This window comes from Dermacoccus sp. PAMC28757 (genome assembly GCF_014302635.1).
GTDB lineage: Bacteria > Actinomycetota > Actinomycetes > Actinomycetales > Dermatophilaceae > Dermacoccus > Dermacoccus abyssi.
In genome coordinates this window covers 2,071,412-2,094,371 of sequence record NZ_CP060292.1, presented here as the reverse complement: position 1 = coordinate 2,094,371, position 22,960 = coordinate 2,071,412, and the positions used below count along the sequence as shown (strand labels likewise).

Below are 22,960 nucleotides of genomic sequence, written 5' to 3'. Positions count from 1 at the left end.
AAACCGCGGGACGGCGTTGGCCTGCGGGCCCGAGAAGACTATCGCCTGTCGGGCGTTTTCGCTCAGAAAGCGGACACCCTCATCTCACTGAATGAAATGAGGGCGTCATCGTGCGAACGGCGTCTCAGTCCGTGGAGTCCTTCGTCGTGGAGGTCGCCTCGTCGGAGGTGGCGGTCTCGGACGTGTCCGACGACGCAGTGGACACGCCGTCGTCGGCGCCCCGGTCGCTGTCGTCGTCAGCCCGTGCCAGCCGCACATCCGGATCGGCCTTCCTGCGCGCCAGGAAGACTCCCAGGCCCAGGAGGAAGACGAGGATCGAGACCCAGACGTTCACCCGCAGCCCGAGGATGCGGTTGGCGAAGTCGCTTCGCATGAGCTCCACGATGATGCGGCCCATCGGGTAGAGCATGACGTAGAGGCCGAAGGCCTGTCCGCGACGCAGACGTCCGCTGTCCGAGATACGCCAGATGACGAACGCGATGAGCAGGCACCACAGCGCCTCGTAGAGGAACGTCGGGTGGAACGTGCCGAGCACGACCGGCTGACCCGTGGAGTCGACGACGGCCTTGCCGGCTCCACTGTCCCACTGGTGGATCTCCAGGGCCCACGGCACGTCGGTGCGGCGGCCGTAGAGCTCGTTGTTAAAGTAGTTGCCGAAGCGGCCGATGGCCTGGGCGAGCGGCAGGCCGGGGGCGATGGCATCGGCCAGAACGGCGAAGGGCACGCCCTCACGGCGTGCGCCGATCCACGCGCCCAGAGCACCGAGGGCGACCGCGCCCCAAATACCGAGGCCGCCCTGCCACACCTTGAGGGCGTCGACGGGGTTGCCGTTCTGGCCGAAGTACGGCTGCGGTGTCGTGATGACGTGATAGAGCCTGCCGCCGACGATGCCGAACGGAACGATCCACAGCACGACGCCTACGGCGGCGTCACGCGCGTACCCGCGGGTCTCGAGGCGACGACCGGCGATGATCGTGGCCACAACGACGCCCGCGAGGATGCACAGGGCGTAACCGCGCAGCGGGATCGGCCCCAGCCACAGGACGCCCTCGGTGGGCGAAGGGATCGTTGCGAGCATCAGGACTTCGCCAGAACCTTGTCGATCGTCGTCGGGGTGGAACCCTCGATGTTCATCATTCCGGCCATGTCGGCGTTCTCGACGTCCTTGCCGTTGATCTTGACGACAGGGGTGGAGTTCACGCCGTCCTTGTTCGTCTGCTCCTCGGTCTGCTCGACGTAGGAGCCGTACGTGTTGTTCTTCACGCAGGAGGCGAAGGCGGACTCGGCACCGTCGCTGATGCCCACGTTCTTGCCGAACTCGAGCAGGTCGTCCTGCGTGTAGCCCTTGCCCTCCTCCGGCTGGTTCTCGAACGTCTCGCGCGTGAACTCGGCGAACTTGCCGGCGTTGGCCGAGCAGAACGCGGCGTTGGCTGCGCGGGCCGAGTTGTCACCCGGGATGTTCTCGTCGAGGAACGTCTTGACGTGGTAGTTCAGCTTGATGTCACCGGACTTGGCCAGTTCGGTGAGCTTCTCCCCCTGCGCCGTTTCGAACTTCCCGCAGAACGGGCACTGGAAGTCGAGGTAGACGTCCACGGTCTTCGCGCTGTCCTTGGCCTTGTCGGCGAAGACCGGCATGCCCTTGCCGCCCGCCATGGCGCCCTGTGGCAGCGACTTGGCACTTGTCGCCTGGGGCGTCTCGTCCTTGCGAAGGCTCATGAAGGCGACGAGGCCGATCGCGAGGACGGCCACGAGCCCCACCACCGACGCGATGACGGCCTTGCTCGGCCCCTTCCTGGGGCCGACGGAGGCCAACTTGTCGGAAGCGTCGGGACGCATGCGCACGAACCTTTCGAAGAAGACCTGAGTGTGTCGTTCAGCCCCAGAGGGCCTGATCCACACTAAACCGGCTGCGTGGGCGCAGGCTGAGTGCCCCCGCCATGACGAGGAAAACGAGGTCGCGGGCGATCTCGAGCGGATACTTCGTGGCGTTCTCGGAGACTGCTCCACCTTCGCTGAAGCAGCCGCAGTCGATGGAGAGCCCCCGGGCCCACGCCGAGGCGATTCCTGCGATGAACACGACGAGAAGAAGCGCTGCGCAAAGCGCCGAGAAGCGGGTGAAGAGCCCCACGAGCAGGAGCACGCCGAGGGCGACCTCGACCATGGGCAACAACGTGCCGATGAGGTTCGACACGTCGTAGGAGAACAGTTCGTAGGCGCGCACCGAACGGCGCGATGCGGGGAAGTTCGTCAGCTTCGGCACACCGGCGAAGAGGAACACCGCGGCCAGTGCGAGGCGGAGCACGAGCGACACCCACGGCATGCGGGTGCCCTCGAGACGCGCCCTGTCCGTCATCCGCGGACGCCCGCCGCGAGTTCGCGCGTTTTCTCCGCAAGTCGCTCGAGACCTTCGTCGAGGTCGACGTCGAGCAGGCACTTGACGAGGGCCGAGCCGACGATGACGCCGTCCGCGTACTGGCCGATCTCGCGGGCCTGCTCGCCGCTGGAGACACCGAGGCCGACGCACACGGGCAGATCGGTGGTGGCGCGCACCTTCTCGACGAGGCCCTTGGCGGCCTCGCCCACCGACGTGCGAGCACCTGTCACACCCATGACGGACGCGGCGTACACGAAGCCGGAGGTGACGTTCGTCGTCGCTGCGATGCGAGCGGGCGTCGAACTCGGCGCCACGAGGAAGATCTTGGCCAGGCCGAGTTCGTCGGCGACCTCGATCCAATCGGCGCCCTCGTCGGGCACGAGGTCGGGCGTGATGAGACCGCTACCGCCTGCGGCGGCGAGGTCCTGGGCGAACTCGCGCACGCCGTGACGCAGCACGGGGTTCCAGTACGTCATGACGACGGCCGCTCCCCCGGCGTCCGAGACCTCGCGCACCGCGGCGAAGACGTCGGGCACGTGCATGCCCTGCTCGAGCGCCTGCGTGGCAGCCGTCTGGATGACCGGACCGTCCATGAGCGGGTCGGTGTAGGGAAGGCCGACCTCGACGATGTCGCAGCCCGCCTCGACCATCGTGCGCACGGCCCGCAGGCAGCCCTCGCGCGACGGGAATCCGGCGGGCAGGTACCCCACGAGGGCCGCACGGCCCTCGCTGCGCGTCGCCGCGAGAACCTCGTCCAGCTTCGTCATACCTGCGTCTCCTCTTCGTCGCCCGCGACGACGACCTCGTCCTCGTCGATGAGGCCGAACCAGCGTCCGGCGGTGTGGACGTCCTTGTCACCGCGCCCGGACAGGCTGACGAGCACGAGCCCGTCCGGGCCGAGTTCGCGACCGACCTTCATCGCGCCGGCGAGGGCGTGCGCCGACTCGATGGCCGGGAGGATGCCCTCGGTCTGCGACAGGAGCTTGAAGGCCTCCATCGCCTCGGCGTCGGTGATGGGGTGGTACTCCGCCCGGCCAGAATCCTTGAGGTAGCTGTGCTCCGGGCCGACGCTCGGGTAGTCGAGACCGGCCGAGACCGAGTACGTCTCGATGGTCTGACCCTCGTCGTCCTGGATGACGTAGGTGTAGGCGCCGTGGAGCACGCCGGGCGACCCCTCGCCGGTGAAACGCGAGGCGTGCTTGCCCGTCTCGACGCCCTCGCCGCCGCCCTCGAGGCCGATGAGGCGCACGTCCTCGTCGCCGATGAAGCGGTGGAAGATGCCCATGGCGTTCGAGCCGCCGCCGACGCACGCGCAGATGGCGTCGGGCAGGCGTCCGGTCTCCGCGAGGATCTGCTCACGGGCTTCCTCGCCGATGACCTTGTGGAAGTCACGCACCATCTCGGGGAACGGGTACGGGCCCGTCACCGTACCGAGCACGTAGTGGGTGTGCTCGACGTTCGCCACCCAGTCGCGGAACGCCTCGTTGACGGCGTCCTTGAGCGTCTGACTGCCGTGTTCGACAGGCACGACCTTGGCGCCGAGCAACTGCATGCGCGCGACGTTGAGCGCCTGGCGCTCCGTGTCGACCTTGCCCATGTAGACGACGCACTCGAGCCCCATGAGAGCCGCGGCCGTGGCCGTCGCGACGCCGTGCTGGCCCGCCCCCGTCTCGGCGATGACGCGCGTCTTGCCCATGCGCTTGGCGAGCAGCGTCTGGCCGAGGACGTTGTTGATCTTGTGCGAGCCCGTGTGGTTGAGGTCCTCACGCTTGAGGAAGATCCGCGCACCGCCACAGTGCTCGGCGAACCGCGGCACCTCGGTGAGGATGCTGGGGCGGCCCGTGTAGCTGCGCTGCAGTTCGGCGAGTTCGGCGGTGAACGCCTCGTCCTGCATCGCGGCGCGGCGGTGCTCGTCGAGTTCCTCGAGCGCCGCGACGAGCGCTTCGGGAACGTAGCGGCCGCCGTAGGCGCCGAAACGGCCGAGGCCCGCCGGGGCCAGCCCTTCACCGGAGGGGCGAACCTGCTTCTCGCTCATGCCAGGGCTCCTTCGCAGGCGCGGATGATGTCGGCCAGCCCCTCACGCGGGGTGCCGTTCTTGACGAGCGCCTCGCCGATGAGGAGCGCCTGGGCGTCCTCCTCGGCGTAGCGACGGGCGTCGTCCGGGCCGGAGATGCCGGATTCGGCGACCTTGACGACGTCCGACGGCAACGTCTTCGCAATGGGGCCGAAGACCTCGGGGTGGACCTCCAGCGTCTTGAGGTTGCGCGCGTTGACGCCGATGAGCTTCGCGTCGAGCGCGAGAGCCCGCTCGGCCTCATCGGCGTCGTGGACCTCGACGAGGGCGGTCATGCCGAGCTCGCGCGTGATGTCGTGGAAGTCGCGCAGCTGGGCGTCGTCGAGCGCGGCGACGATGAGCAGGACGAGGTCGGCACCGTGCGCCCGGGCCTCGAAGAACTGGTACGGCTCGACCATGAAGTCCTTGCGCAGAACCGGGATGTCGACCGCCGCGCGAACGGCGTCGAGGTCGGCGAGGCTCCCACCGAAGCGCCGCTGCTCGGTGAGAACGGAGATGGCCGTCGCGCCACCGTCGGCGTATGCGCTCGCGAGGTGCGCCGGGTCCGGGATCTCGGCGAGCGCGCCCTTGCTCGGGCTGGAGCGCTTCACCTCGGAGATGACGCCGATGCGGCCTTGCTCGCTGGAGGCGCGAAAGGCCGCGAGCGCGTCACGTGCCGGTGCCTGCGCACGAGCGTCGGCTTCGACGCTGGCGAGGGACCTGACGCGGACGCGCTCAGCGAGATCTTCGCGGACCCCGGCGATGATCGAGTCGAGAACAGTGGTCACTGTCTTATCCAATCATCGTGAGGCCCACGGCCTCACGGGTTGTCCACGGGACGGGTCAGGCGTGGCTCGCCTGGCCCTTCTTCTTGCCCTTGTTCGCCTTGCCCATGGCCCAGCCGACGAGGCCGCCGGCGATGAAGACGATGCCACCGACGATGGCAAGCATGTCGTTACCGAAAAAGACGCCGGCCGCGATGATGAGCGAGGCGATCAGGCAGATGGTGACGCCCGTCCACGCGGCGACGCTGTGACCGTGGTCGAGGTAGGGGCTGTCTCCGGACATCGTCAGGCTTCTCCTTGATGAGGGCGCGCTGAGTCGTTCCGATTCGTACCGGATCCGACGGGCGCGGCGAGGTGTTCCAGGTCATTCTGTCAGGCTCACACGGCTCGTGCGAGCCCGGGGTGTGGCGCGTGTCGCTCAGGTGCGATCGGTCGGGTCGACGCCGCGCGACATGAGATCCCAGTCGCTCTCCTCGGAGCGCGTGGGCGCCTCACCGTCGACGGGCGCCTCGTAACGACTCGACAGACCGTGCCAGCGGCGCAGACCGAGCAGGCCGAGCACCGAGGACAACAGCGCGAGGAGCGCCGCGAACACGGCCACCCAGAACCAGACGGTGAATTCGCCGCGGGCCACCGCTTCACCGGTGTGGCCGGTGACGGAGGACATGCGGCTCTTCACGGCCGAGGCAGGGTCGAGCAGTGTCCGCAGCGTCAGAGCGACCATGGCAATCGAACCGAGCAAGGAGATGACGCCGGCGGGCCAGCGCGCAATGCGACCGGCGGTCGCGGCGGCCAGCAGGCCCGCGCACGCGACGAGGGCGATTCCGAAGTACCCCGGGATCGCCTGGTTGCCCGTCACGTCGACCGCGTTCGTCGAGAGGACCCCGTCGTTGAGGGTGCCGTTGATCCACGCGCGTCCGGAGGCGATGAGCGCGAGGACGCCCGCGATGAGCGATAGGAGGATGACGCTGCGCTTCGAGGAGATGTCCCTCATCGGATGGGCTCCATCCCGGTGGCGGTCGCAACTGCTCGCAGGGCGGCCGCCGCCTTGTTGATCGTCTCTTGGTATTCGCTCTCGGGCACCGAGTCGGCCACGACGCCGGCTCCCGCCTGAACGTGGGCCACGCCGTCCTTGAGCACCGCCGTGCGGATGGCGATGGCCGCGTCCGCGTCACCGGCGAAGTCGAAGTAGCCGATCACTCCCCCGTACACGCCGCGGCGTGAGCCTTCGCGCGACTCGATGATCTGCATGGCGCGCGGCTTCGGGGCACCCGAGAGCGTCCCGGCCGGGAAGGTGGCCTCGAGCACGTCGTACGCGCTGGCGTCCTCGCGCTTCGTGCCGACGACGGTGGACTCGAGGTGGATGACGTGGCTGTAGTTGCGGATGTTCATGAACTCGACCGTCTCCACGGTTCCGGCGCCGCAGACGCGTTGCAGGTCGTTGCGCGAGAGGTCGACGAGCATGAGGTGCTCGCTGCGTTCCTTCGGGTCGTTCAGCAGGTCGTCGCCCAGCTCCCGGTCGTGTTCCGGCGTCTTGCCGCGCGGGCGCGAGCCGGCGATGGGGTGGGTGATGACCCGCTCGCCAGTCACCTTGACGAGAGCCTCGGGCGACGAGCCGACGACGTCGTAGACGCCGCCGTCGGGCAGGGGCAGGCGCAGCAGGTACATGTATGGGCTGGGGTTGCTCGCACGCAGGGCGCGGTAGACGTCGAGCGCGTCGGCGTCGGTGTCGACGCTGAAGCGCTGGGAGACGACGATCTGGAACGCCTCGCCGGCGCGGATGTCCTCCTTGCAGGCCTCGACCATGTCGTGGAACTGCTCGCGCGTGTGCGTGCTGCGCACGTCCTGCTCGGGCGTGTGCGGCACGGCGACCGTGGAGGGTGCCGAGCCGCCGAGGCGCTGCTGCATGGCGTCGAGGCGCGCAACGGCGTCCGCGTAGGCGCCCTCGACGCCGGTGTCGAGGCCGTCGAAGTTGACCGCGTTGGCGATGAGCAGGAGCGAGCCGTCCTGGTGGTCCATGACGGCCAGGTCGGTGGCGAGCAGCATCGTCACCTCGGGGATGCCCAGCGCGTCCTCGGCATCGTCGCCGATTTTCTCCCAGCGGCGCACGGCGTCGTAGCCGATGGCGCCCACGAGGCCACTCGTCAGGGGCGGCAGGCCGGGGATGCGTTCGGTGTGGAGTAGTTCGAGGCTCTCGCGCAGGGCGTCGACGGCGAGGCCGCTCGTCGGAAGGCCGGTAGGCACATCGCCGAGCCAGACGACCTCGCCGTCACGCTCGGTGAGCGTGGCGCGGCTCGCGGCGCCGATGAACGAGTAGCGTGACCACACGCCGCCGTGCTCGGCGGATTCGAGGAGGAACGTGCCGGGCTCGTCGCGCGCGAGCTTGCGGTAGACGCCGATCGGGGTTTCGGCGTCGGCGAGCAGGCGTCGGACGACGGGAATGACGCGGCGTTCCGTTGCGAGGTGAGTGAAGACGTCGGCGCTCGGCCACGTGGCGCCCCAGGTGAGGTCGGCGGCCAGGCTGGGCGTCGTCGTCATGCGGGATCCTCCGTGGGGTGCTGCTCGTGGGTCGGCTTGAGGTCGTGCTGGTCGATCTCCGACATCGCGCCCGCGGCGGGGCCAGTGGCGTGTGTCGGAGCTCCGACGGTGGCGTCCAGATCGGTGAAGAAGCAGGTGCGCGCGCCGGTGTGGCAGGCGGCACCGATCTGCTCCACGCGGACGAGGAGTGCGTCACCGTCGCAGTCGAGCGCGACGGACTTCACGTACTGCGCATGCCCCGACGTGTCGCCCTTGCGCCAGTACTCACCACGGCTGCGCGACCAGAAGGTGACGCGCCCGTCGTTCAGCGTGCGCCGCAGCGCCTCGTCGTCCATCCAGCCCAGCATGAGCACCTCGCCACTCGCCTCATCCTGGACGATGGCGGCCACGAGACCCGAGTCGTCGCGCTTGAGCCGCTGGGCGATCTCGGTGGGCAGGGGCGTCGAAGTCATGGGTGCCATTGTGCCAACCGCACGTGCCGGAGCGAGAACCCGTCTGTGCTTGGCGGCACCGGGCGGGCGTGAGGGCGCCGCGCCGACGCGGGCAGATGATGCGATTTAGTTCACGTGACGCAGTCTGAGCAGGCGCAAAACGCGTCAGGTGAACCGAACTGCGTCAGCTGCGCCACAGCGACGCTCAGGCGACGCGGCCCGCGCGCGGTTCCAGCGGCACCGTGGCTCCGCCGGGGCGGGTCAGCCAGCGGCGGCCGGTGGGCGACTCCCACTCGCATGTGGCTTCGGCATCCATGCTCACCGCGTATCCGCCGAACGTCTTGGCGCGGTGGTGATGACGGCACAGGCTCTGGAGGTTCGACCCGCTGGTTGCGCCGCCCTCGGCGAACGGGATGACGTGGTCGAGGTCTGCAGATGCCCCGGGCCGCGTGCCGTACGGGAAGCGGCACACCTCGTCGCGATCGGTGACGAGGGCCGCCATTGTGGCGTGCGGTCGGTACGTCTGCGACAGCGTGCCGGTTGTCACGACGCGACCGTTAGCCAGATCGCGGGTGAGGCGAACCGCGAACGTCGTTCCGATCGATGCGGCTAGCCGAGCGAGCGCCTCACCTGTCACGACACCCATTCCTGGCACGTCGACGTCAGCGAAGGCAGAGCTCTCCCCTGGTGAGGAACGCAGCGCTCTGACGAAACGCATGGTGGAGCACTGCTCGCGCCGGAGGGACTGAGTGAGCGGCGAGTCAGCGGCCAACGGCACTTGCAGCGTGAAAGCAGCATGCACCGAACTGTTCTCGACCATCAGGTCGACCAGCGCATCGACACGACAGCGACCCCGCGACGGCGGCAGCCCTCCTCCGCCCCAGCCGGCGTGCAGGTGTTCGGCGCGGGCCTCGATGACGGCGTGCAGCGCCAGCGCGTCGCCCGTGTCGAGGACGACACGCATCTCGGTGAGTGAGTCGATGTCGAGGTGCGGTTCGAACCACACACCCTTCTCGCGGTCGGCCAGCACTTCGTCAGCCTCCCGAGCGAGCCCCAGGGCACGCAGGAGCTTCCGCACGTGCCGCCGCGCGGCACTGCCGCCCATGCGGCGCGCACCGAACTTCTCCACCAGGTCAGTGACGCGGGCCAGGGCTTCCGGTTCGACGATGTGGTCGAGTTCGTCCGAGTTGATCGTGGCCGTCGCGAAGCGCGCTCGACCGGTCACCGACCTCAGATCCATGCTCTATTATCGCACACTTGTTCGAATCATGTCAGGTCAGTGCGCACCCAACGCCCTGACCCACGTGCCGCTGACTACAGGATCATCGCCCGCAAGCGCCCATCCTTTAGCCGCAGAGCCTCGCTGTTCCGCGGACTAGTGAACGGTTTCCCGGAGTGGCCAAGCGCGTGTCTGACGCACTGGCGATGGCGCGCCCCGAACCAGCGCCCGATGCGCCACGATGGGTTCTGCCCGAACCCAGCAGAGTCACCCGAAGAGGAGCCGCCCGCATGCCCCGTGACGACGACCTGCGTCAGCACATTGCGCAGCAGCTCTCCTCCTTCGAGCCTCGTGAAGCCACCGGTAACCCCCTGCGCGAGGCCGCGGTTTGCGTCGTCATCGCCCACAGGGCGGACGAGCCGGTCGTTCTCATGGAGAAGCGAGCACCCAGCCTCCGCGCCCACGCCGGTCAGTTCGCGCTACCGGGCGGCCGGATCGACGCGGGCGAAACGCCCCAGGAAGCTGCCCTCCGCGAACTGCACGAGGAACTCGGCATTGCGGCTTCGGCCGACGCAGTCTTGGGCAGGCTCGATGACTTCGCGACCCGCTCGGGCTATCTCATCCGCCCGTTCGTCGTCTGGGCCGGCGATGTGCTCGACGAGGTGGTGCTCAATCCGGCCGAGGTTGCGGTGCTCCACGAGATCACGCTCCCCCAACTGGACGCGGAACCGCGGTTCGTCGAGCAGCGTGGGCTGGGCGAGCCGGTGTTCCAGTGGCCCTTCGAGGACTACTGGATCCACGCGCCGACGGCGGCGATCCTCCATCAGTTCCGGGAAGTCGTTCTCCAGGGCCGCAGCACGCGCGTGGCCCACTTCGAGCAGCCCAAGTTCGCCTGGAAGTAGCGCGCTACTCCGCGTGGGAGGCCACCCAGCCTTCGTGCAGCCGCCGGTAGGGTCCGTCAGCGCCGACGAGTTCAACGTGCGAGCCGCGCTGGACGAGTCGTCCGGCGTCCATGACCCAGATCTCGTCGGCCTTCTCGGCCGTCGCGAGGCGGTGCGCGATGACGACGCTCGTCCGGCCGCGCATCAGCTCGTCGAGTGCCTGGCCGACGGCAACATCGGTCGACGGGTCGACACTCGAGGTGGCCTCGTCGAGGATGAGCACGTCCGGGTCCGTCACATACGTGCGCGCGAGCGCGACGATCTGCCGCTCCCCCGCGCTGAGCCGCGATCCGCGAGCGCCCACCTCGGTGCGCACGCCCTCGGGCTGACGGACGAGCCAGTCCTCGCACCCGATCCCGACGAAGGCGCGCTCGACGCCCGCGTCGTCGAGGTCCGGGCGCGCGAAGCGCACGTTGTCGACGATCGTGCCGGTGAAGAGGAAACCCTCCTGCGGCAGGTACGCCACGGCCTCGCGCAGCGACGCATCATCGACGTCCCGAAGGTCGAGTCCACCGACGCGCACGACACCCGACGTGGGGTCGACCAGGCGGGTCAGCAGTTTTGCGAGCGTGCTCTTGCCCGAACCGGTCTCACCGACGACGGCGACACTCGTACCCGGCGCGATCGTCGCGTCGACGTCGCGCAGCACGAGGTCGGCGTCGGGCGAGTAGGCGAAGTCGACGTGGTCGAGCTGCACCGACTTGGCGCCCGCGTTCAACGTCTGCGGTTGCGCCGGCGGCACGACCTCGAGGGGCGTGTCGAGCAACTCGATGACGCGTCGCCAGCCGGCGAGAGCGTTCTGCAGGTCGTTGAGGACCTCGGTGGCCGTCTGAACGGGCTGCGTGAAGAGGTTGGTGAGGAACACGAAGGCGGTGATCTCACCGATCGTCATGTGTCCGTTGGCGCCCATCCACGCACCCGCGATGATGACGAGGATGAGCGCGGCGCCGGAGACGCCCTGGCCCGACACGAACGCACCCACGGCACGGATCTGCGCCCCGATGGCGGCCTTGCGCTGCGCCTCGATCGCATCGTCCATGCGCTCCTGGGTGCGCGGCTGAATACCGAACAGGCGGACGGTCGCTGCCCCGGCCACGGACTCCGAGATCGTGCTCAGCATGTCGGCCACCCGCTCGCGGACGACGGCGTACGCGCGCCCGACGAGCCGCTGGAAGTAGCGCAGGAGGAAGAACAGCGGCAGGAAGCAGATCCACACGAAGATGGCGAGCGGCCACGAGTACCAGAGCATGAGGATCGTCGCGACGAGCAGTTGCCCGATGGAGACGATGAGCATCATGCCGCCGCGCTGGACGAACATCGAGATCTGGTCGACGTCGCTCGTCACGCGCGAAACCATCGAACCGCGGCGGGACGCGTTGAGCGTCAGCGTCGACAGGGCGTGCACGTGGGCGAACGCCTTGCGGCGCAGCGTCGCCAACCCCCGCTCGGACGCGCGGAAGAGCCTGACGTTCATGACGTAGGAGCAGACACCCGCCACGACGACGCCGAGGGCCGCGAGGGCACACGTCCACCGCACGACGCCGAGATCGACCCCGCCCGGCGCGAGGATGCCGTGGTCGATGGCGCGCTGGAGCGTCAACGGCACGATGACCTGGCTCGACGTGGCCACGAGCGCGAGCAACAGCGTCCAGCCGAAGCCCTTCGTCATCTCCGGAGCGAGCGATAGCCCGCGCCGCAGGGTGCCGCGGTCGCTCGTCACCTTGGTTGCGCCGGCGCTCATGCCCGGCCCCCTTCAGCCTCGGCGTGGGATGCGTCGGCATCGTCCCCGTCATCGGCGTCGGCTGCATCAGGGGCAGCACCCTCGGCTTCCTCCACCTCGTACGCGCTGAGCAGCGCCGCGTACCCGGGGTGGCCGGCCATGAGTTCGTCGTGACGGCCGCTGGCGGCCACCCGTCCGTTCTCGAGGTACACGACGCGGTCCGCGAGCAGGATGCTTGAGCGGCGGTGCGCGACGATGACGGTGGTGCTGCCCTCGGTCGCAGAACGCAGCGACGTGAGGATGTCGCCTTCGACGGCGGGGTCGATCGCGCTCGTCGAGTCATCGAGCACGACGAGACCGGGCTTACCGGCGATCACTCGTGCGAGCGCGATGCGCTGACGCTGACCGCCCGACAGGCGCGAACCACGCTCACCGAGCGCCTCGTCCCGACCGTGCGGCAGGGCCTCGACGAACGTCGCCGCGTGCGCGACGTCGAGTGCGTGATCGACCTCGCCGCGACCGAGATCCGAGCGCCCCAGCGCCACGTTCTCCTCGCTCGACTCGTTGAACACGAACGCGTCCTGCGTCGCGAGCGCCACCCGCTCCTCACGGTTCGCCACGCCACCGATGTCGTGACCACCCACCTCGACGACGCCGGCCGTCGGCGGGGTGAGCCCGACGAGCACCTGAGCGAGCGTGCTCTTGCCCGAGCCCGTCGCACCGACGACGGCGAGCGAGCCGCCGGCGGGAACCTCGAGGTCGACGCCGGTGAGCGCGGGAGCGTCGGCGTCCTCGTACGTGAACGAGACACCGCGCGCCCGCAGCTCCAACGGCCCTTCGGGCAGGGACGCCTCCCGGCGGCGCGGCGGCAGATCGGCTGCGTCGTCGAGGATCGGCTTGACGCGCTTCCACCCGATGGCCACCTGTGGGAGGCTGAACAGGATCCAACCGAAGGCGCGCACCGGCCACGCGAGCAGGCTGAAGAGGTAGGCGACCTGAACGACGTCAGCGGCCGTGATCGAGCCCGAGGCCACGCGTTCGGCACCGACCACGACGACGGCGAGCGACCCGAGCGTCGGCAACGCATTCGTCATCGGGTCGAAGATGCCCTCGGTCCGTCCGAGACGGATGTTGGCATCACGCAGTTCCTCGGCCGAGCGCGTGAGTCGCGCGGTCTCCGAGTCGGCGCGACCGAGCGCCTTGACGACGAGCGCGCCGTCGAAGCTCTCGTCGGCCACGGTGCTCACCTGCGCGCGGGCCGCCTGCGATGCTTCGACACGACGGCGCATGACGATCTGGAACCAGTAGTTGATGACGATGAGCAGCGGGAACACGACGAGCGCGACGAAGCCCAGGACGACGTCGACGAGGAAGATCGAGACGAAGCCGAAGAGCAGCATGATGGCGACGCCGAGCGCCATGGGCAGTGGCTGGAAGATGTTCCAGATCGTCTCGACGTCCGAGTTCACGTGCGAGAGCAGACGTCCCGAGGGATGTACCTGGTGCCAACGCATCGGCAGGTCCTGGTAGGCGCGCGTCACCCGACGCCGCGTCGAGGCGATGAGGTTGTTGTACGTGATGCCGGCGGCGATACGTCGCACGATGACGGCGATGACGTTGAGGAACACGACGCCGCCGAGTTGCCAGGCCACCTGCCAGGCCATCGCGCCGGTGAGTTCGCCCTCGCGCACGGCAGGCGTGACGACGTCCGCCACGAGCCCGCCGATCACGGACGCGGTGAGCACGGTGAGCACGCCGTAACCGGTCGCCCCGAGGACGGAGAAGACGAACCAGCGCCACTCCTCACGGCACCCTGCCAGGGTGACGCGAACGGGTGACGCGTCGGGGGCCAGGTCGGCTGCACTCACGCGGGGGTTCCTTTGCTCGCTCGGTCGCGGGGGTGACAACATTGCGCCATGCCGAACTATGCCCAAGCCGAACGACAGGCTCTCTGCGACACCGCCCTACGGATCGGACCGGACGCTCCGACGCTCTGCGACGGCTGGACCGTGAAGGACCTCCTGGCCCACCTCGCGATGCGTGAGCGTCGCCCGGAGGCCGTCGGCATCCTTCTGCCCCAGGCACGCGACCTCGCCGAGCGTACCCGCGCGCGCTACGCGCTGCGTCCCTTCGAGGACCTCGTCGACATGGTGCGCCGCGGCCCGCACGAGTTCTCGCCCTTCCGCATCCCCGCGGTCGACGCGCGCGCGAACCTGCAGGAGTACTTCATCCACCACGAGGACATCCTGCGCGCCCAGCTGCCTTACGCCGACGAGTCGCAGGTGCGCACCGTCGGTGAGCGCCTGCAGAACTCGCTTTACGCCGCCCTGCCGGCCGCCGGCACGATGATGCTGCGCCACTCGCGGATGCGCGTTGCCGCCCTCTGCCCGGGACGCACGCCGGTTGCCCTCACCAGCCCCGACGAGCCGCTCGGTGAAGTGGTCATCGAGGGCCTGCCCAGCGAGGTTCTCCTCCACCTGGCGGGCCGCATGAGCTTCGTTCAGTTCGCGGGCGAGCCGGACGACATCAACCGCTTCGCGTCGGCGCCGAAGGGCATCTGACCAGCGTCCTTCCTTGCTAGTTCAACGAATTCGGGCCTCACCTTCGAGTTGAAGGTGAGGCCCGAAATCGAGTGGCGCGTTCAGCGCACCGGCGCACCGGTGGCTGCCAGGGCCTGCTTGACGTCGCCGATCGTCATCTCGCCGTAGTGGAAGACGGAGGCTGCGAGCACGGCGTCGGCGCCGGCTTCGACCGCGTCCGGGAAGTGCTCGACGGCGCCCGCGCCACCACTCGCGATGAGAGGCACGGTGACCTCGCGGCGCACTGCCTCGATGAGTTCGAGGTCGAATCCGCGCTTCGTGCCGTCGGCGTCCATCGAGTTGAGCAGGATCTCCCCTGCCCCCAACTCCTCCGAGCGCGCACACCACTCGACGGCCTCCAGGCCGGAGCTCGTGCGGCCGCCGTGCGTCGTCACCTCGTAGCGCCCGTCGATGCGCCGCACGTCCGCGGACAGCACGAGAACCTGGGCGCCGAAGCGGTCGGCGATCTCGGCGATGACTTCGGGGCGGGCGATGGCACCGGTGTTGATACCCACCTTGTCCGCGCCTGAACGCAACAGTCGGTCGACGTCGCCGACAGTGCGCACGCCTCCCCCGACGGTGAGGGGAATGAAGACCTGCTCGGCCGTGCGCGCGACGAGGTCGTACGTCGTCGATCGGTCCGCCGAGCTCGCGGTGACGTCGAGGAAGGTGAGTTCGTCAGCGCCCTGACGCTCGTAGCGTGCCGCGAGTTCGACGGGGTCGCCCGCGTCACGAAGGTTCTCGAAGTTGACGCCCTTGACGACGCGTCCTGCGTCGACGTCGAGACAGGGAATGACACGTACCGCAACCGACATGGCACCGAGCCTAAGCCCTCAGGCCCCGCGCCCGGCCGGTACGTTTGCTCCGTGAACACGCCGCCCATCGCCGTCCGATCGCCGGGTCTCGCCGCGGCGCCGACGTTGTCACCGGACGCCGTGCTCGCGTGGTTCGACACCCGCGCGTCTCTGAACGAGCGTTGGCTGTTCACACTCGACGGGCGCTCCGGAGCAGGTAAGACCCAGCTCTCGGACCGCCTCGCTCAGCACTACCCGCACGCCCAGGTGCTTCACCTCGACGACCTCTACCGCGATTGGGACAGCCTGCCCAGCGGCGTGTTGCGCGCCCGCCAGCTCGTCGAACACTGGCGCGCCGGCCGCTCTCCGAGCTACAAGCCGACGCAGTGGGCCGGTATGCCACCGCGCGAGCGTGAGCCCATCCACGCCACCCGCTCCCTCATCGTCGAGGGCGTCGGCGCCGGATGGGTGGGACAGAACATCGCGGAGGGCTCGGCGTGGCTGGAAGCCTCGCGCGAGCAGCGGCGCATCCGCGCACTGCGCCGGGACGGTGAGATGTTCGCGCCGTACTGGGTGAGCTGGGAGGCGCAGGAACGGTCCTGGTTCACCGCGCATCCGCCCCGGGCGGACGTCGTCGTCGACGCGAGCGACCTCACGGACGAAGAACGCTCCGCTGCGCACTGAGGCCGCCGACCTGCCTCAACCAGAACGTGACCGTTCAGTCGTTCGGGATCTCGCCCTGATTGACGTGGACGAGAGCGGCCAGCCGTGAGGCCTCCGCCTCGGCGGACGGGCCGTCCGCGCGCTGGATCGCCATGACGGCGAGCTGCTCGGTGTCGGCCAGGTCGAGCAGGCACCACGGGCGCCCGCCGCCGAACTGCACGCCGGCGATCTCGGCCCACGGCACGAATCGCTTCGTCAGCAGGTTGCGCACCGAGACGCCCTCGGGCGACGGCTCGGCCTTGACGAGCCCCCACCGGCTCAGACCCCAGCCGAGGAAGCAGCCGAAGAAGAACACGGCCCACTTGTCGAGCATCGTCCAACCGGTTGCCCCGCCGGTGGGCAGGACGACGAAGGCGACAACACCGAAGGTCACGACCATCGCCACGGCGGCTGCGAAGGCCACCGCGCGGCCGCGACGCGGAATGAACGGACGGTAGGCGTCCTCGTTCTTGGCCATGTGATGACTCCTCTCGGGTGCTCGGGCGCGAGGCGTGGATCAGAGCCGGCAGGCGGCGATGTCAGTGACGAGGATGGCGCGCGCCCCGAGGTCGTACAACTCGTCCATGACGCGGTTGAGCGAACGGCGGTGCACCATGACGCGCACGGCGACCTGGTTCGGGTCGTGAAGCGGCGACACGGTGGGCGACTCGCTGCCGGGCGTCAGCGCGGCGGCCTCCTCGACGAGTGCGGCGTCGATGTCGTAATCCATCATGACGTAGTGGCGCGCGGTGAGAACGCCCTCGAGACGGCGCACGAGCGTCGCGGCCTGACCGGACAGCTCGCGGTCGGAGGGACGGATGAGCAGGGCCTCGCTCGTGAGGATCGGGTCACCGAAGACCTCGAGTCCGGCGTTCCGCAGGGTCGTACCGGTCTCGACGACGTCGGCGATGACGTCGGCGACGCCGAGCGTCACAGCCGTCTCGACCGCACCGTCGAGGCGAACGACCTCAGCGTTCACACCGTTCTTCTCGAGGTCGGCCCTGACGAGGCCGGCGAACGACGTCGCGATGCGTCGACCTTCGAGGTCGGCAACGCTCGACGCGACGCCCGGACGCCCGGCGTAGCGGAACGTGGACGCCCCAAAGCCGAGCTGCAGGTGCTCGACGGCCTTCGAACCGGAGTCGAGCATGAGGTCGCGCCCGGTGATACCCAGGTCGAGGGTTCCCGAGCCGACGTAGACGGCGATGTCCTTGGGGCGCAGGAAGAAGAACTCGACCTCGTTGTCGGCGTCCACGACGACGAGTTCCTTCGAGTCGCGGCGCCCGCGGTAGCCGGCCTCCTTGAGCATCGAGGCGGCGGATTCGGAAAGGGCGCCCTTGTTGGGGACTGCGACGCGCAGCATGGTGTCCTTCCGGCTCAGAGGTGGGAGTAGACGTCGTCGAGCGTGATACCGCGCTCGATCATGAGCACCTGCAGGTGGTACAGGAGTTGACTGATCTCCTCGGCCGCGGCGGCGTTGCCCTCGTGCTCGGCGGCCATCCACACCTCGGCGGCCTCCTCGACGATCTTCTTGCCGATGAAGTGCACGCCCCGGTCGAGTTCGGCGACGGTGCCGGAACCCTCCGGGCGCGTCTGCGCCTTCTCATTGAGTTCGGCCCACAGCTCTTCGAACGTCTTCACAGGGTGCAAGGTTACCGGTCGCACGCCCTCGGCCCGCGCGCCGTCCGGCATGGAAGCCGGACGACGTTCATGCACCGAGCGCGCGCAGCGTCACCTCGGTGGCGACGGCCGCGGTCGCGGCCTCGTGGCCCTTGTCCTCCGAGGAGTTCTCCAGGCCTGCACGGTCGAGCGCCTGCTCGTCGTTGTCGCACGTGAGCACACCGAAGCCGATGGCCTTGCCCGTCGTGACGCCGATCTGGGTGAGGCCGTCCGTGGCAGCGCTGCAGACGTAGTCGAAGTGCGGCGTTCCGCCACGGATGACGACGCCGAGCGCGACGAGGACGTCGAACTTGTCCGCGAGACGCGCGCAGGCCGCTGTCAGTTCGAAGGTGCCGGGCACGCGCACGAGCGTGACGTCGGACTCGCCGACGCCGGCGTCGGCCAGGCCGCGGCGAGCGCCGTCGATGAGGCCGTTCATCACGACGTCGTGCCAGCTGGCCGCGACGATCGCGACGCGCAGACCCAAGCCGTCGACGTTGAGATCGGGGGAACCGTGTCCACTCATGATGCTTCTCCTACCTGAGGTTCGTCGCCACGGTCGAAGGTGTGACCGAGGCGTTCGATCTTGGTGCGCACGTACGTCGCATTGTCCGGGCCCATACCGGCCACGAGCGGAACCCGCTCGACGACCTCGATGCCGAAGCGCGCGAGCTGCGCTGCCTTGTCGGGGTTGTTCGTCAGCAGCCGCACGCGGGTGTGACCGAGCGCGCGCAACATGGCGGCCGCCGCACCGTACTCGCGTCCGTCGATGGGCAGCCCGAGCTCGACCTGAGCGTCGACGGTGTCGAAGCCCGCGTCCTGCAGGCCGTACGCGCGCATCTTGTTGAGCAGCCCGACGCCGCGCCCCTCCTGGCCGCGCAGGTACAGCACGACGCCGCCCTCGCGCGAGACGAGGCGCTGCGCCTCCCGCAGCTGCGGGCCGCAGTCGCAGCGCAGCGAACCGAGCGCGTCACCGGTGAGGCACTCGGAGTGCAGGCGCACGAGCGGTACCTCCCCCGGCTCGCGCTCGCTCACGAGGGCCAGGTGCTCGGCGCCGCTCTCGCGGTCCTCGAAACCCCACGCCGTAAACGTGCCGTACTCCGTCGGCAGGTTGGCGGAGGCGATGTGCTCGACGCGGTCGTGGCGCCGGCGCCACTCGATGAGCTGCTCGATCGTGATCACGGCGAGCCCCTCGGCCTCGGCGAGCTCCACGGCACCCGGCAGGCGCATCATCGCGCCGTCGTCGTGGACGAGTTCGACGATCATCGCGACCGGGGAGAGGCCCGCGAGTCGGCACAGGTCGACCGACGCCTCGGTGTGGCCGTCACGCTCGAGCACGCCGCCCGGTCGGGCGCGCAGCGGGAAGACGTGACCGGGGCGCGTCAGCGCCGCGGGAGGCGTCGTCGGGTCGGCGAGCAGACGCAGCGTCAGTGCGCGGTCGGCGGCCGAGATGCCGGTGTGCACGCCGTCCTTCGCATCAACGGAGATCGTGTACGCGGTGCCCTTCGGGTCTTCGTTGCGCGAGACCATCGGCGGAAGGAGGAGCCGGTCGGCCACGTCGTCCGGCATCGGTGAGCAGATGACGCCCGAGCTGTGACGGATCGCCCACGCCATCCATTCGGCGGTCATCGTCTCGCCGGCCATGACGATGTCGGCCTCGTTCTCGCGGTTCTCGTCGTCGGCAACGAGCACGGGGCGTCCGGCACGCAGCTGCGCGAGGGCGTCCTCGACGCTCGACAGCCGCAGTGCCTCCTCGGATGCGTTCGGGGTGGTCATCACGATGCCTCCATCTCACGGGCCGCCACGTCCCGGCTGCGTGAGGCACGCAGCCACTGGGTGAAGCCGTAGGCGACGAGCAGGGCGTACAGCGCATAGAGCGCAGCACTCGGGTAGTACTTGGAATAGATGAGTTCAGGCACGCCGACGAGGTCGACGGCCAGCCACATGAGCCAGAAGTCGTTCCAGCCCCGGGCCATGGCGTACGTCGCGAGTAGCGAGCCGACGAAGATCCAGGCGTCGCACCAGAAGTACCACCAAGGGGCGGGCCACCCGGCACCGATGATCTCGAACACCCAGTGCATGACGACGACGCCCGCGCCCCAGGCGATGACGTAGCCGAGACGCTGTTTCGCGCTCGCCCAGTGCGGGATGACGGCCTCGCCGGTGCTGCCCTTGTTCTTGCTCTCGCGCCACACGTACCAGCCGTAGAGCGAGGTAACGATGAAGAAGATCTGACGCCCGGCCTGCCCGAGCATCGGCGCCCGGTCGTCCATGCCGAAGACGAGGCCCGCGAACACGGTGAAGAGCAGCACGTTACCGACGATGCCGACCGGCCATGCCCACACCTTGCGGCGCATGCCGCCGATCGCCGAGGCCATGCCGAAGCCATTGCCGATGATCTCGCGCCACGTGATCTGCGAGCCGCCGATCGTGAGGTGCGCCGTGTAGATCTGCTCCCAGACGCTCATGCGCTCTCCGCCTTCGCCAGGCGTTCCTCGAGGGCCGCAAGGCGCGGGCCGACGAGGTGCTCGACGTACTTGGCAAGCACATCGACCTCGACGTTGACGGCGTCGCCGACGCTCGCGTCACCGAACGTCGTGAGGTCGAGGGTCGTCGGAATGAGGCTGACGGTGAAGGCGTCGGTCTCGCGTGAGGCCACCGTGAGCGAGACGCCGTTGAGCGTGATCGAACCCTTCTCCACCACGTAGGGCGCGAGCTCGACCGGCAGGTCGAAGCGCACGACGCTCCAGCGCTCCCCCGGCTCGATGGCGACGATGCGCGTCGTGCCATCGACGTGACCCTGCACGACGTGGCCGCCGAACCGGGCGTCCGCCCGCATGGCGCGTTCCAGGTTGACCGGCGATCCGGGCTGCAGAGCACCGAGGCTCGTGCGGTCGAGGGTTTCCTTCATGACGTCGAGCGTGAAGGTGAGGGTGTCGAACGTCGTCACCGTGAGGCAGACGCCGTTGACCGCGATGCTGTCGCCGTGGTGCGCGTCGGTGAGCACCTCGGCCCCTTCGACGGCCAGGACGACGGCGTCGGCGGTGTGCTCGATCGAGGCAACCCGGCCTTTGGCTTCGACGATTCCGGTGAACACGGTGTTCAGCTCTCCTCACGCGTCGCAAGCGGGCGCAGGGTCAGGCGCAGGTCGGTCTGCGCTGGGGTGGTGGCATCAGCGGGCGTGACGAGGCTCGTCACGTCGACGAGGTCGAAACGCCGCAGGTCGGTCATGGACGCGGCGCCGAAGTCTGCCGCTGCGGGCCTGCCGGCGCCGAGCATCGCGGGGGCGACGTAGGCGAGTACCTCGTCGACGCGCTCGGCCGCGAGGAAGGCGGCGGCGAGTGTCGGCCCGCCCTCGAGCCACACCGCGTGGATGCCGCGCTCGTGCAGGACCTCGAGAACGGCGTCGACGTCGTGGGTGCGCAGCTGGAGGGTCTCGGCGGCGTCGTCGAGGACGCGAGCGTCGGCGGGCAGGTCGCGGTCACCGACGACGACGCGCAGGGGCTGCGTCGGGAGGTTCGTGCCGTCGGTGTCGCGGACGGTGAGCTGCGGGTCGTCGGCGAGCGCCGTTCCCGTGCCGACGACGACGGCGCCGTGCTCCGCGCGCAGCCGGTGGACATCTGCGCGGGCCGTGGAACCGGTGATCCATCGGGAGGTGCCGTCGGCGGCGGCGCTGAATCCGTCGAGCGTGGCGGCGAACTTCCACCGGACGACGGGCCGAGCGTGGGTCACGGAGAACGTCCAGTCCTCGTTGAGTGCGGCCCCCTGGCGCGCAAGCTCGGCGTCCTGGTCGACGGCGATGCCCGCGTCGGCGAGGATGCCCGCTCCCCCGGCGGCTGCGCCGTTCGGGTCGCCCTGGCCGTAGACCACACGGGCCACACCGGCTGCGACGAGCGCGCGGGCGCAGGACGGCGTACGGCCCTGGTGGGCACAGGGTTCGAGGGTGACGTAAGCGGTGGCTCCACGCAGGTCCACGCCATCGGCGTTCGCCTGGGCGATGGCCGCCGCTTCGGCGTGCGGCGTTCCGGCGCCTCGGTGGTAGCCCTCGGCGAGCACCGAGCCGTCGGTCGAGACGATGACGCAGCCGACGCGCGGGTTCGCGTCCGGAAGCGGCGAAAGAGCCGCGAGCGCGACGGCACGACGCACGGCGCCTGAGCGGTCGAGCTTCATCGTTGTCACCTCCGGTTCGGAACATCACCGTTCACCGGGGTGGTGCGAGATCGCACGAAATGGAGGCTCGTCACACGACGAGCAGTGCACGGCATCTTGGGCGATGCCGAACACCGGCGCTCGCTCACGCGACCGCCCTCATGCTGCCTCCCATCCGGACTTTAACCGTCGGTCTCGGAATCTCACCGAGTCAACCGACCCCTGACGAAGCGGGCCGGGTCGCGGACTTTAACCGCCGGCTAGGAATTTCACCTACCCCGGAGCACGCCGCTCATGCTACACCCGGGGTGCGCGCCTGCGACCCCGGGTGTCAACGATCGGAACGTCAGTGAGCGTGGCCGGCTGCGAGACGTCGCAGATCCTCGACGGCGTCGGCCGCCGAGGCCGCGCCGTACACGGCGGAACCGGCGACGAACGTGTCCGCACCGGCTTCGGCGCACTGCTCGATCGTCTTCGCGGAGACGCCGCCGTCCACCTGGATCCAGATGTCACCGCCGTGCTTCTTCACGCTCTCGCGCACAGCGCGCACCTTCGGCATCTGCTCGGCCATGAAGGACTGCCCACCGAATCCGGGCTCGACCGTCATGACGAGCACCATGTCGAGTTCGGGCAGCAGTTCCTCGTACGGCTCCCACGGGGTGCCGGGCTTGATGGCCATCGACGCGCGGGCACCGGCAGCGCGGATGTCACGCGCGATCTTCTTCGGGTCGGCGGCGGCCTCGACGTGGAAGGTGACGCTCTTGCAGCCCGCTTCCGCGTACTGCGGGGCCCAGCGGTCGGGGTCGTCGATCATGAGGTGCGCATCGAGCGGCATGGGTGCCACCTTGAGCAGCGACTCGACGACGGGAAGCCCGAGCGTCAGGTTGGGCACGAAGTGGTTGTCCATGACGTCGACGTGTGCCCAGTCGGCATTCTTGATCGCGTCGAGTTCCCTCTGCAGGTTGGCGAAGTCGGCCGAGAGGATGCTCGGCGCGATGCGCATGGTGGGTTCGACG

26 protein-coding genes and 1 riboswitch are annotated in these 22,960 nt (G+C 69.1%); of the genes, 3 read left to right on the top strand and 23 right to left on the bottom strand.

Features of this window, described 5'->3' with window-relative positions:
* Window positions 1-124 precede the first annotated feature (124 nt).
* The 11 genes from lgt to H7F30_RS10010 form a co-directional block, all read right to left on the bottom strand.
* Window positions 125-1,078, bottom strand: a complete 954-nt coding sequence (gene lgt / locus H7F30_RS10060) for a prolipoprotein diacylglyceryl transferase (protein ID WP_187034902.1) — start codon at window positions 1,076-1,078, stop codon at window positions 125-127.
* A complete protein-coding gene (locus tag H7F30_RS10055) occupies window positions 1,078-1,836 on the bottom strand; it encodes a thioredoxin domain-containing protein (protein WP_187034900.1) in 759 nt (252 codons plus the stop codon). Before H7F30_RS10055 ends, lgt begins: the two co-directional genes overlap by 1 nt.
* A gap of 37 nt (window positions 1,837-1,873) precedes the next feature.
* Window positions 1,874-2,353 carry a MauE/DoxX family redox-associated membrane protein gene (locus H7F30_RS10050; protein ID WP_047312721.1) on the bottom strand — a complete coding sequence of 160 codons (480 nt, stop codon included), beginning with the start codon at window positions 2,351-2,353 and terminating at the stop codon, window positions 1,874-1,876.
* Complete coding sequence (trpA, locus tag H7F30_RS10045) at window positions 2,350-3,141, bottom strand: tryptophan synthase subunit alpha (protein WP_187034898.1); 792 nt, start codon at window positions 3,139-3,141, stop codon at window positions 2,350-2,352. The genes H7F30_RS10050 and trpA overlap by 4 nt, the downstream gene beginning before the upstream one ends.
* Window positions 3,138-4,409: a tryptophan synthase subunit beta gene (gene trpB / locus H7F30_RS10040; protein WP_187034896.1), complete on the bottom strand. Its 1,272-nt coding sequence runs from the start codon at window positions 4,407-4,409 to the stop codon at window positions 3,138-3,140. Before trpB ends, trpA begins: the two co-directional genes overlap by 4 nt.
* Complete coding sequence (gene trpC / locus H7F30_RS10035) at window positions 4,406-5,215, bottom strand: indole-3-glycerol phosphate synthase TrpC (RefSeq protein ID WP_187034894.1); 810 nt, start codon at window positions 5,213-5,215, stop codon at window positions 4,406-4,408. The genes trpB and trpC overlap by 4 nt, the downstream gene beginning before the upstream one ends.
* Before the next feature lie 55 nt (window positions 5,216-5,270).
* Window positions 5,271-5,495, bottom strand: a complete 225-nt coding sequence (locus H7F30_RS10030; protein WP_047312717.1) for an HGxxPAAW family protein — start codon at window positions 5,493-5,495, stop codon at window positions 5,271-5,273.
* 135 nt (window positions 5,496-5,630) lie between these two features.
* Window positions 5,631-6,206 (bottom strand): Trp biosynthesis-associated membrane protein, encoded by a 576-nt coding sequence (locus H7F30_RS10025; RefSeq protein ID WP_187034892.1) that lies wholly within the window; start codon window positions 6,204-6,206, stop codon window positions 5,631-5,633.
* Window positions 6,203-7,750 (bottom strand): anthranilate synthase component I, encoded by a 1,548-nt coding sequence (locus H7F30_RS10020; RefSeq protein WP_187034890.1) that lies wholly within the window; start codon window positions 7,748-7,750, stop codon window positions 6,203-6,205. The genes H7F30_RS10025 and H7F30_RS10020 overlap by 4 nt, the downstream gene beginning before the upstream one ends.
* Window positions 7,747-8,211 (bottom strand): phosphoribosyl-AMP cyclohydrolase, encoded by a 465-nt coding sequence (gene hisI / locus H7F30_RS10015; protein WP_187034888.1) that lies wholly within the window; start codon window positions 8,209-8,211, stop codon window positions 7,747-7,749. Before hisI ends, H7F30_RS10020 begins: the two co-directional genes overlap by 4 nt.
* Before the next feature lie 175 nt (window positions 8,212-8,386).
* Entirely contained in the window at window positions 8,387-9,421 is a 1,035-nt protein-coding gene (locus H7F30_RS10010; protein ID WP_187034886.1) for an HNH endonuclease signature motif containing protein, read from the bottom strand.
* Between the two features lie 269 nt (window positions 9,422-9,690).
* Between H7F30_RS10010 and H7F30_RS10005 the strand changes: the two genes are divergently transcribed.
* Entirely contained in the window at window positions 9,691-10,302 is a 612-nt protein-coding gene (locus H7F30_RS10005; protein ID WP_187034883.1) for a CoA pyrophosphatase, read from the top strand.
* 4 nt (window positions 10,303-10,306) lie between these two features.
* Here the strand turns inward: H7F30_RS10005 and H7F30_RS10000 are convergent, their stop codons facing one another.
* Both H7F30_RS10000 and H7F30_RS09995 read right to left on the bottom strand, forming a co-directional pair.
* A complete protein-coding gene (locus H7F30_RS10000) occupies window positions 10,307-12,082 on the bottom strand; it encodes an ABC transporter ATP-binding protein (RefSeq protein WP_187034881.1) in 1,776 nt (591 codons plus the stop codon).
* On the bottom strand, window positions 12,079-13,929 hold the full coding sequence (locus tag H7F30_RS09995; protein WP_187034879.1) for an ABC transporter ATP-binding protein: 1,851 nt from the start codon (window positions 13,927-13,929) through the stop codon (window positions 12,079-12,081). The genes H7F30_RS10000 and H7F30_RS09995 overlap by 4 nt, the downstream gene beginning before the upstream one ends.
* 48 nt (window positions 13,930-13,977) lie before the next feature.
* Here H7F30_RS09995 and H7F30_RS09990 point away from each other — a divergent pair, with 48 nt between their 5' ends.
* Complete coding sequence (locus H7F30_RS09990) at window positions 13,978-14,622, top strand: TIGR03085 family metal-binding protein (RefSeq protein ID WP_129663327.1); 645 nt, start codon at window positions 13,978-13,980, stop codon at window positions 14,620-14,622.
* Between the two features lie 80 nt (window positions 14,623-14,702).
* On the opposite strand, the gene hisF is transcribed toward H7F30_RS09990, so the two are convergent.
* A complete protein-coding gene (gene hisF / locus H7F30_RS09985; RefSeq protein ID WP_187034877.1) occupies window positions 14,703-15,455 on the bottom strand; it encodes an imidazole glycerol phosphate synthase subunit HisF in 753 nt (250 codons plus the stop codon).
* A 51-nt stretch (window positions 15,456-15,506) separates the two neighbouring features.
* Between hisF and H7F30_RS09980 the strand changes: the two genes are divergently transcribed.
* On the top strand, window positions 15,507-16,118 hold the full coding sequence (locus H7F30_RS09980; protein ID WP_187034875.1) for a hypothetical protein: 612 nt from the start codon (window positions 15,507-15,509) through the stop codon (window positions 16,116-16,118).
* A gap of 34 nt (window positions 16,119-16,152) precedes the next feature.
* Here H7F30_RS09980 and H7F30_RS09975 read toward each other — a convergent pair whose 3' ends face one another.
* The 9 genes from H7F30_RS09975 to rpe all read right to left on the bottom strand — a co-directional run bounded on the left by H7F30_RS09975 (window position 16,153) and on the right by rpe (window position 22,947).
* The gene (locus tag H7F30_RS09975; RefSeq protein WP_255464734.1) at window positions 16,153-16,614 is read right to left on the bottom strand and encodes a PH domain-containing protein; all 462 of its coding nucleotides are present in this window, start codon (window positions 16,612-16,614) and stop codon (window positions 16,153-16,155) included.
* A 39-nt stretch (window positions 16,615-16,653) separates the two neighbouring features.
* Window positions 16,654-17,499 carry an ATP phosphoribosyltransferase gene (hisG, locus tag H7F30_RS09970; protein ID WP_047312706.1) on the bottom strand — a complete coding sequence of 282 codons (846 nt, stop codon included), beginning with the start codon at window positions 17,497-17,499 and terminating at the stop codon, window positions 16,654-16,656.
* 14 nt (window positions 17,500-17,513) lie between these two features.
* Window positions 17,514-17,777 (bottom strand): phosphoribosyl-ATP diphosphatase, encoded by a 264-nt coding sequence (locus tag H7F30_RS09965; RefSeq protein ID WP_047312873.1) that lies wholly within the window; start codon window positions 17,775-17,777, stop codon window positions 17,514-17,516.
* Between the two features lie 67 nt (window positions 17,778-17,844).
* Complete coding sequence (gene ribH / locus H7F30_RS09960; protein ID WP_187034873.1) at window positions 17,845-18,321, bottom strand: 6,7-dimethyl-8-ribityllumazine synthase; 477 nt, start codon at window positions 18,319-18,321, stop codon at window positions 17,845-17,847.
* Window positions 18,318-19,571, bottom strand: a complete 1,254-nt coding sequence (ribB, locus tag H7F30_RS09955; RefSeq protein WP_187034871.1) for a 3,4-dihydroxy-2-butanone-4-phosphate synthase — start codon at window positions 19,569-19,571, stop codon at window positions 18,318-18,320. The genes ribH and ribB overlap by 4 nt, the downstream gene beginning before the upstream one ends.
* Window positions 19,571-20,263 (bottom strand): nicotinamide riboside transporter PnuC, encoded by a 693-nt coding sequence (pnuC, locus tag H7F30_RS09950; RefSeq protein ID WP_129663317.1) that lies wholly within the window; start codon window positions 20,261-20,263, stop codon window positions 19,571-19,573. Before pnuC ends, ribB begins: the two co-directional genes overlap by 1 nt.
* Window positions 20,260-20,892, bottom strand: coding sequence for a riboflavin synthase (locus H7F30_RS09945; protein WP_187034869.1), 633 nt, complete (start codon window positions 20,890-20,892; stop codon window positions 20,260-20,262). Before H7F30_RS09945 ends, pnuC begins: the two co-directional genes overlap by 4 nt.
* Before the next feature lie 5 nt (window positions 20,893-20,897).
* Window positions 20,898-21,965, bottom strand: a complete 1,068-nt coding sequence (ribD, locus tag H7F30_RS09940) for a bifunctional diaminohydroxyphosphoribosylaminopyrimidine deaminase/5-amino-6-(5-phosphoribosylamino)uracil reductase RibD (protein ID WP_187034867.1) — start codon at window positions 21,963-21,965, stop codon at window positions 20,898-20,900.
* 138 nt (window positions 21,966-22,103) lie between these two features.
* Window positions 22,104-22,233, bottom strand: a riboswitch (FMN riboswitch).
* Between the two features lie 57 nt (window positions 22,234-22,290).
* Window positions 22,291-22,947, bottom strand: coding sequence for a ribulose-phosphate 3-epimerase (gene rpe, locus H7F30_RS09935; protein ID WP_187037977.1), 657 nt, complete (start codon window positions 22,945-22,947; stop codon window positions 22,291-22,293).
* Between the last annotated feature and the right edge of the window lie 13 nt (window positions 22,948-22,960).

Bases quoted from the DNA above. Each gene is read 5' to 3' on its own strand.
- H7F30_RS09975 (WP_255464734.1), bottom strand. From the start codon at position 16,614: ATGGCCAAGAACGAGGACGCCTACCGTCCGTTCATTCCGCGTCGCGGC.
- rpe (WP_187037977.1), bottom strand. From the start codon at position 22,947: ATGCGCATCGCGCCGAGCATCCTCTCGGCCGACTTCGCCAACCTGCAG.
- H7F30_RS10055 (WP_187034900.1), bottom strand. From the start codon at position 1,836: ATGCGTCCCGACGCTTCCGACAAGTTGGCCTCCGTCGGCCCCAGGAAG.
- H7F30_RS10050 (WP_047312721.1), bottom strand. From the start codon at position 2,353: ATGACGGACAGGGCGCGTCTCGAGGGCACCCGCATGCCGTGGGTGTCG.
- hisI (WP_187034888.1), bottom strand. From the start codon at position 8,211: ATGGCACCCATGACTTCGACGCCCCTGCCCACCGAGATCGCCCAGCGG.
- H7F30_RS10025 (WP_187034892.1), bottom strand. From the start codon at position 6,206: ATGAGGGACATCTCCTCGAAGCGCAGCGTCATCCTCCTATCGCTCATC.
- ribH (WP_187034873.1), bottom strand. From the start codon at position 18,321: ATGAGTGGACACGGTTCCCCCGATCTCAACGTCGACGGCTTGGGTCTG.
- H7F30_RS10000 (WP_187034881.1), bottom strand. From the start codon at position 12,082: ATGAGCGCCGGCGCAACCAAGGTGACGAGCGACCGCGGCACCCTGCGG.
- hisG (WP_047312706.1), bottom strand. From the start codon at position 17,499: ATGCTGCGCGTCGCAGTCCCCAACAAGGGCGCCCTTTCCGAATCCGCC.
- ribD (WP_187034867.1), bottom strand. From the start codon at position 21,965: ATGAAGCTCGACCGCTCAGGCGCCGTGCGTCGTGCCGTCGCGCTCGCG.
- pnuC (WP_129663317.1), bottom strand. From the start codon at position 20,263: ATGAGCGTCTGGGAGCAGATCTACACGGCGCACCTCACGATCGGCGGC.
- lgt (WP_187034902.1), bottom strand. From the start codon at position 1,078: ATGCTCGCAACGATCCCTTCGCCCACCGAGGGCGTCCTGTGGCTGGGG.
- H7F30_RS10020 (WP_187034890.1), bottom strand. From the start codon at position 7,750: ATGACGACGACGCCCAGCCTGGCCGCCGACCTCACCTGGGGCGCCACG.
- ribB (WP_187034871.1), bottom strand. From the start codon at position 19,571: ATGACCACCCCGAACGCATCCGAGGAGGCACTGCGGCTGTCGAGCGTC.
- H7F30_RS10030 (WP_047312717.1), bottom strand. From the start codon at position 5,495: ATGTCCGGAGACAGCCCCTACCTCGACCACGGTCACAGCGTCGCCGCG.
- trpB (WP_187034896.1), bottom strand. From the start codon at position 4,409: ATGAGCGAGAAGCAGGTTCGCCCCTCCGGTGAAGGGCTGGCCCCGGCG.
- H7F30_RS10005 (WP_187034883.1), top strand. From the start codon at position 9,691: ATGCCCCGTGACGACGACCTGCGTCAGCACATTGCGCAGCAGCTCTCC.
- hisF (WP_187034877.1), bottom strand. From the start codon at position 15,455: ATGTCGGTTGCGGTACGTGTCATTCCCTGTCTCGACGTCGACGCAGGA.
- H7F30_RS10010 (WP_187034886.1), bottom strand. From the start codon at position 9,421: ATGGATCTGAGGTCGGTGACCGGTCGAGCGCGCTTCGCGACGGCCACG.
- trpA (WP_187034898.1), bottom strand. From the start codon at position 3,141: ATGACGAAGCTGGACGAGGTTCTCGCGGCGACGCGCAGCGAGGGCCGT.
- H7F30_RS09990 (WP_129663327.1), top strand. From the start codon at position 13,978: ATGCCGAACTATGCCCAAGCCGAACGACAGGCTCTCTGCGACACCGCC.